Consider the following 6,272-nt stretch of genomic DNA (forward strand, 5'->3'; position numbering starts at 1 on the left):
GCGACGCGTTCACTTCTGGAGCGCGGCCGGATCCATCCACATGACCTCCCAGTGGTGGCCGTCGACGTCGTAGAAGCTCCAGCCGTACATGAAGCCGTGATCCTGCGCCGGCATCGCGTGCGACCCGCCATTCTCCACCGCGGTCTTCACCAGCCGATCCACCTCTTCGCGGCTCTCGCACGAGAGGCAGTACAGGCCCTCGGTGGCCGTGCGCGTGTCGCAGATCGGCTTCGTCGTGAACTGCTTGAACTTCGGCTCGGTGAGGAGCATGACGAACGCTTGCTCGCTCACGATCATACACGTCGCGGTTTCGTCGGTGAATTGCGGGTTGAACGTGAAGCCGAGCTTCGTGAAGAAGTCGACCGAGCGCTTGAGGTCTTTGACGGCGAGGTTGACGAAGAGCATGCGAGAACGGGTCGTGGTCATGTGTGCCTCCGTGCCGGTAGGTTCGTCGTATGGACCCAGCGAGGGGTCCAAACTCATCGGTCCCAAGAAAAAAAGTTTCGGCCCTCGGCAGGCAAGCTACGGCTCGAGCTCCATGGGCAGGCCGAACCGCGGGAAAAACGCCGCCGTGTCGAGGAAAGAGTTCATCGCGACGATCCGGTCGTCGCGTAGCTCCAGCACGATGAGCGCCCACGGCTTGTACTTCTCGCCGGGCGCGTGTGGGGGCCGGTACTGCCCAAAGGCCGGCGAGCCACACGCGGCCGTCGGCACGAGCCGGGAGCCACGACACCCCGCGCCACGCCCGACGAGCCAGGCGAGGATGGAGCCGTGCCCCTTCAGCCAGAGCGAGTACGGCGGCATCGAGAGCGTCGCGTCCTCGTGGAGCAGCGCGGCGAAGGCGTCCATGTCGTACCGCTCGAACGCGTCGACGTAGCGGTTGAGCAAGGTCGTCTGGACGTCCGCGAGCGGCGCGCGCTCCTCGGTGAGGTCACGCGTCGAGAGCGTGGCGCGGGCGCGCTGCAGGGCGCTGTTCACCGCAGCGATCGAGGTGCCGAGGCTCTCGGCGACCTCCGTGGCCGCCCAGCCGAGGACCTCGGTGAGGAGCAGGATCGCGCGCTGCTTTGGCGGGAGGTGCTGGAGCGCGGCCACGAACGCAAGGCGGATGCTCTGGCGCATCGAGACGAGCTCGGCCGGGGTCGCGTCGTCGGGCAGCGCGCGCGCGTCGGGGATGGGCTCGATCCAGCTCGAAGCGGGCAGGGTGGTGAGGGTGTCGTCGACCGTGCCGACGGGGCCACACTCCATCGGGCGGATGCGGCGCGAGCGATCGGAGAGCGCGTCGAGGCAGACGTTCGTGGCGATGCGATAGAGCCAGGTGCGCAAGGACGAACGGCCGTCGAACTGGGCAAAACTCCGCCACGCGCGCAGCATCGTCTCCTGCACCGCGTCCTCGGCCTCCGAGACCGACCCGAGCATGCGGTAGCAATGCCCGGTGAGCGCGGCGCGATGTTCCTCGAGCTGCCGCGCCGTCGCCTGGGTGACGTCGAAGCCAGCGGCGTGCTTCATCGGAGACGAGAGATCTGCCATCGGGGCCGTGTCGTAACAGGTTCGCCCCCCGGGGACAAACCCCGATCGCCGTCTACAGCACGATTTCGCGCACCACTTGCCCGCTGTCGGTCAGGGTGATCGGACGTCCGCCCGGCGACGGGACCGTCTCCAGCGGATCGAGTCCCATCGCCGAGGTGATCGTGGCAAACAGATCCGCCACGGCGATCGGTCGCTCGACCACCTTTTCACCCTGCGCGTCCGTCGCGCCGAGCGTGATGCCACCACGTATGCCGCCACCCGCGAGCACGGCGCTCCATGCGGCGGGGTGGTGATCCCGCCCGCCTCGGCCATTGAGGCGCGGCGTCCGGCCAAACTCGCCCATCCACACGACGAGCGTGCGATCGAGCTTCCCGCGCTCGGCGAGATCACGGATCAGCGCGCTCATGGCCGGATCGAGCACGCCCATCAGCCGCTTCGTCCGCTCGAAATTGTCCTCGTGCGTGTCCCAACCGTCGAGCGAGACCTCGACGAACCGCACGCCCGCCTCGACAAGCCGTCGCGCCGCGAGGCAACCACGCCCGAAGGCCGTGTCGCCGTAGGCCTCGCGCACGGCTGCGGGCTCGCTCGATACGTCGAACGCGGCCGCGGCCGGCGAACGCATCATCTTGACCGCCTGCGCGAACACCGCGCGCCGCTCGGCCACCGCCGCGCTTTGCGTCTCTTTTTCGAACGAGTCCTCAAGCATCGCGAGGGCCGCGCGCCGCCGGTCGAATCGCGCGGCGGAGACGCCCGGCCCGTACGCCATGTCCTCGGGCGGTCGCCCGGGCTCGCGCACCACGAACGGGCCATGCGCGCGCCCGAAAAAACCGCCGCCCGCGCTCGGACCGCCAAGGCTTACGAACGCGGGCAGCTCGGCGTTGGGATCGCCGCGTCGCGCGCTCACCCACGCGCCGAGGGCCGGGTGGTCGACCGTCGGATTCGGGATATGCCCGGTATGGCCGAGCTGCCGAGCACGCTCGTGGCTGCCTTCGCGGCTCGTCATGCCGCGCAGGATCGCGAAACGGTGCGCCTCGGCGGCGACGCGCGGCAGGTGCTCGCAGATCGACACGCCTTTCGCGCTCGTCTTGATCGCGCGGAACGGCCCGGCTTCCTTCGTGTTTGGTTTGGGGTCGAACGTATCGACGTGGCTCGGCCCGCCGTTCATCCAGAGCACGATACAAGCGTCCGCGCGCGGTTTTGCCTCGGCAGCCATCGCCGCGGGCGTCGCGAGCCATCGCCCTGCGAGCCACGCCCCGAGCCCTCCGAAACCAGCCTGGAGCAGGCGCCGTCGATCCATCGTCATGCGTTTGTCCTGGGTGTCCATGGCGTCCTCCGGTCTCAGTGCTGGAAGGCGAACTCGGTCGAATCGAGCAGCGCCCAGAAGAGGTCCTCGTAGGCCTGGTCCCGTGGCGACTTTGCGACCCAGCCTCGTTTTTTGCCGATCTTGCCGAGCGGACCCTGGCCGGTCGGTTTCGCGGCGGGCTCCTCCGGGGCGGATGCGGCCTCGTCGAGGAAGCGCACCCAGCGCGAAATCTCCTCGGCCGTGGGCCTGCGCGAGAGCGTGCGCAGGTAAAGCGCCTCGATCTTCGCCGCATCTCCGCCCTGCATCGCCAGCACGTCCGCGAGCGTTGCGCCCGCGAGCGCGCTCGACCCGTAACCGACGAGCGGGCCATTCAGCAGCAAAAGCGCCTGCGGAATCGTCCCGTCGAACTCCGCACGCGAGCCCTCCTCGTCCACGTCGAACACGAACCGGAACCGCTCGCGCATCTTCGCCCGCAGCGCGTCGGCCCGTTCGCCGAGCGTGTCCTCGAGCCACGGATCGAGCCGCGTCGCCGTGAGGACTGCGTCGAGCAGCACCGGCGCCGGCAGCGGCCGCGGGGCAAACGCCGCCCAGGTCGCCTCCGCCGCGGGCGGGCCGCCCGCGAGCCCGTACGCGCGTGTCGCGCAGAGCGTTCGCAAAAGGTGCTTCAGATCGTAGCCATGCGTCGCGAAATCGGCCGCGAGCGCGTCGAGCACGGCTGGCGCACGCGGCGGATTCGAGGGGCGCAGATCATCGACCGGCTCGACGAACCCACGCCCGAAGAAGAGCCCCCACACGCGGTTGACGAGGGCTTTGCTGAACCAGGGGTTCGCCTTCGAGGTGATCCACGCGGCGAGCTCGGCCCGCGGCGTATCACCTTCGAGCTCGGTCCCGTCGAGCGCGGCCGGGGCAAGGGTGGCGATCTCGCGCGCCTCGTCCGTGGCCTTTTTCCCGACCCGGCCGCGTTTGCCGTCCTCGACCTCGAACGCGCGGGCCATGCCCTTTTCTTTTTCCTCGACCGGCTTCACGCGGGTCCTCGCGAAGGAGGCGGCGAAGCGGCGGAAGTCCGTGGTCGTCCATTTCTCGGTCTTGTGGTCGTGGCATTGCGCGCACTGGATCTGCACGCCGAGGAAGGTGCGCGCGGTCGCGCCGGCCAGGTCCTCGACGCCGCCCCGGTACTGGACGACCCAGTTCGTCGCCCCGTTCACGCCCTCGGCCTCGGCCTCGGCGGCATCGTTCTGCGCGGCCATGCGGCGCTCGCGCGCGGGCCCGCCGGGGCTGCTTTTCCCGGTCGCGGCGACGAGCTCGCGCACGACCCGATCCCACGGCGCGTTCTCGGCGAACCGCGCGTGCAAAAAGGCCCGGAACGCGGCGCGGTCGACGAGGTTTCCCTTCACGTCGCGGATGAGGACGTCCTCCCAGTACGCGGCCCAGCGCTCGGCGAAATGGGGGCTCGCGAGGAGCGCGTCGACGGCCCGGGCGCGCTTGTCCGGCGCGGAATCGGCGAGGAACGTGGTGACGACCTCGGGCGGAGGCAACGTGCCCGCGAGATCGAGCCAGGCGCGGCGGAGGAACTGGGCGTCGGGGGCGGGTTTGGCCGGAGCTACGCCCGCGGCCTTCCATTCGGCCTCGAGCAAGGCGTCGATGCGGCTGACGATGTCGGTCGCCGCGGGCGCCGACGTCGCGGTCGCGGTCGGCGATGAGGGCGTGGCGGTCGGGGAGGGGAGGCCCACCGTTCCGCCCCCCGAGCAAGCGGAGAGCAGGGCGAGCGCGACCGAAGCCGAGGTCCGTCGAAGCATGCGAAAGGCCCAAGCAGGACCGATGCCAGCGCTCGAGACCGCTCGAAACGCGGCGATTTTTGCGGCCGCGGCCTGCGGACGTCCTGCCGCGCGCCCGAGCGGTGCGGCGGACGCTCCGCGGGAGCACGACAGCCGCGCGGATTTCGATTGCGGCCGCGGTCCCGCGGCCAAAAAGGAATCCCGCATCTGCATCGGAGAGGAGCGAGTCATGAAGGTTTTGTATACGGCGACAGCGACGGCGACGAACGGGCGCGAGGGGCGCGTGAAGACGGACGACGGCAAGCTGGATCTCGGGCTCAGCATGCCCAAGAGCGTCGGCGGACCGGGCGGGGAGGGGACGAACCCCGAGCAGCTCTTCGCGCTCGGCTATTCGGCCTGCTTCGGCAGCGCGCTCGCCTTCGTCGCCCGCCTGCAGAAGATCCAGACCGGGCCCGTGGAGATCACGGCGAAGGTCTCGCTGGGCTCGGAGGAAGGCGGTTTCCGCCTCGCGGTGGAGCTCATCGGCCACATCCCGGACCTGCCGCGCGAGCAGGCCGAGACGCTGATGCACGCAGCGCACCAGGCTTGTCCTTACTCGAAGGCCACGCGCGGCAACATCGACGTCAAGCTCTCCGTGGCCTGACGTCTCGATCGGGGCGCGGCCCCGCGGATCCGGTGGGAACACTGGCGTCGCGCGGGCCTCGCCCCACAGACGTCGCATGAACAAAAGCCCCAAGGATCCCGGTCGAAACCAGCCCGAGCACGCCGACGAGAAGACCCAGCGGCGCGCCGCCGAGTCGCAGCACGGCGGGATCTCCTCGGAGGAGAGCTCGCACCGGTACGAGACCGGCGAGAACCCCGGGGGGACGCATCAGGGAGGTCGGCCGGGCCCGGCGCGGCACGATGGGAATGGCCATGGCTCATCGAGCGGCGAGGACGGCGGGTTCTGAAGAGCGCGGCCACGACGAGGCCGCGCGCTTGCCCCTCAAGACGAAACGCTGGAACGACCCCGTCGAGCGTGACGATGGGCTGCGTGTGCTCGTGTGCCGCTTCCGCCCGCGTGGCGTGCGCAAGGAGGACGAGACCTGGGACCTCTGGGCGAAAAACCTGGGCCCGAGCCGCGAGCTGCTCGCCGCGTTCCAGGGCAAGAGCGGCCCGCCGCTCCCGTGGAAGGACTTCGCGCGCCAGTACCGAGCCGAAATGAAGGCCGAGCGCGACCTCATCCGCTCGCTCGCCGAGCGCCTCCACCTCGGCGAGCGGATGACCTTGCTTTGCTCGTCGTCCTGCGTCGATCCGGCCCGGTGCCACCGGACGCTGCTCGCCGGGATCCTCGAGCACGAGGCCGCCGCGGGCGACTGACGCCGGGCGACTGACGCCGGGCGCCTGACGCCGGGGGGATGGAATGAAAAAAGCCCGCGTGAGAAAAACCTCACGCGGGCTTTGAAGACTCCGGACAACGGAATGTAGAGCGTCTTATCGCTGCGTTCGCGCGCCGGCTCGTCACCCGAGCTCTGGGCACGCCTCTCGACGTTTGCCTCAAAGGTATGGTCAAGCCGCACGACCGATTAGTACCGGTTAGCTCCGCGGATTGCTCCGCTTCCACACCCGGCCTATCAACCTCGTAGTCTACGAGGGGTCTTTAGGAGCCTTGCGGCTCGGGACACCTA

7 protein-coding genes and 1 rRNA gene are annotated in these 6,272 nt (G+C 69.6%); 3 read left to right on the forward strand and 5 right to left on the reverse strand.

Annotated elements, in window-relative coordinates; translation table 11 throughout:
* Positions 1-9 precede the first annotated feature (9 nt).
* The 4 genes from KEG57_RS38090 to KEG57_RS38105 all read right to left on the reverse strand — a co-directional run bounded on the left by KEG57_RS38090 (position 10) and on the right by KEG57_RS38105 (position 4,626).
* The gene (locus KEG57_RS38090; RefSeq protein ID WP_272459410.1) at positions 10-426 is read right to left on the reverse strand and encodes a VOC family protein; all 417 of its coding nucleotides are present in this window, start codon (positions 424-426) and stop codon (positions 10-12) included.
* Between the two features lie 96 nt (positions 427-522).
* Positions 523-1,506 carry a sigma-70 family RNA polymerase sigma factor gene (locus KEG57_RS38095; protein WP_272459412.1) on the reverse strand — a complete coding sequence of 328 codons (984 nt, stop codon included), beginning with the start codon at positions 1,504-1,506 and terminating at the stop codon, positions 523-525.
* 73 nt (positions 1,507-1,579) lie between these two features.
* Positions 1,580-2,851 carry a DUF1501 domain-containing protein gene (locus KEG57_RS38100; RefSeq protein ID WP_272425519.1) on the reverse strand — a complete coding sequence of 424 codons (1,272 nt, stop codon included), beginning with the start codon at positions 2,849-2,851 and terminating at the stop codon, positions 1,580-1,582.
* A gap of 14 nt (positions 2,852-2,865) precedes the next feature.
* Entirely contained in the window at positions 2,866-4,626 is a 1,761-nt protein-coding gene (locus tag KEG57_RS38105) for a DUF1549 and DUF1553 domain-containing protein (protein WP_272459413.1), read from the reverse strand.
* Between the two features lie 208 nt (positions 4,627-4,834).
* Here KEG57_RS38105 and KEG57_RS38110 point away from each other — a divergent pair, with 208 nt between their 5' ends.
* The 3 genes from KEG57_RS38110 to KEG57_RS38120 all read left to right on the forward strand — a co-directional run bounded on the left by KEG57_RS38110 (position 4,835) and on the right by KEG57_RS38120 (position 5,964).
* Positions 4,835-5,248, forward strand: a complete 414-nt coding sequence (locus tag KEG57_RS38110) for an organic hydroperoxide resistance protein (RefSeq protein ID WP_272425521.1) — start codon at positions 4,835-4,837, stop codon at positions 5,246-5,248.
* A gap of 76 nt (positions 5,249-5,324) precedes the next feature.
* Positions 5,325-5,555 carry a hypothetical protein gene (locus tag KEG57_RS38115; protein ID WP_272425522.1) on the forward strand — a complete coding sequence of 77 codons (231 nt, stop codon included), beginning with the start codon at positions 5,325-5,327 and terminating at the stop codon, positions 5,553-5,555.
* Positions 5,521-5,964 carry a DUF488 domain-containing protein gene (locus tag KEG57_RS38120; protein ID WP_272425523.1) on the forward strand — a complete coding sequence of 148 codons (444 nt, stop codon included), beginning with the start codon at positions 5,521-5,523 and terminating at the stop codon, positions 5,962-5,964. Before KEG57_RS38115 ends, KEG57_RS38120 begins: the two co-directional genes overlap by 35 nt.
* Before the next feature lie 185 nt (positions 5,965-6,149).
* Here the strand turns inward: KEG57_RS38120 and KEG57_RS38125 are convergent.
* Positions 6,150-6,272 (reverse strand): 23S ribosomal RNA (locus KEG57_RS38125); the annotation flags it as partial.

The organism is Polyangium jinanense, from assembly GCF_028435365.1.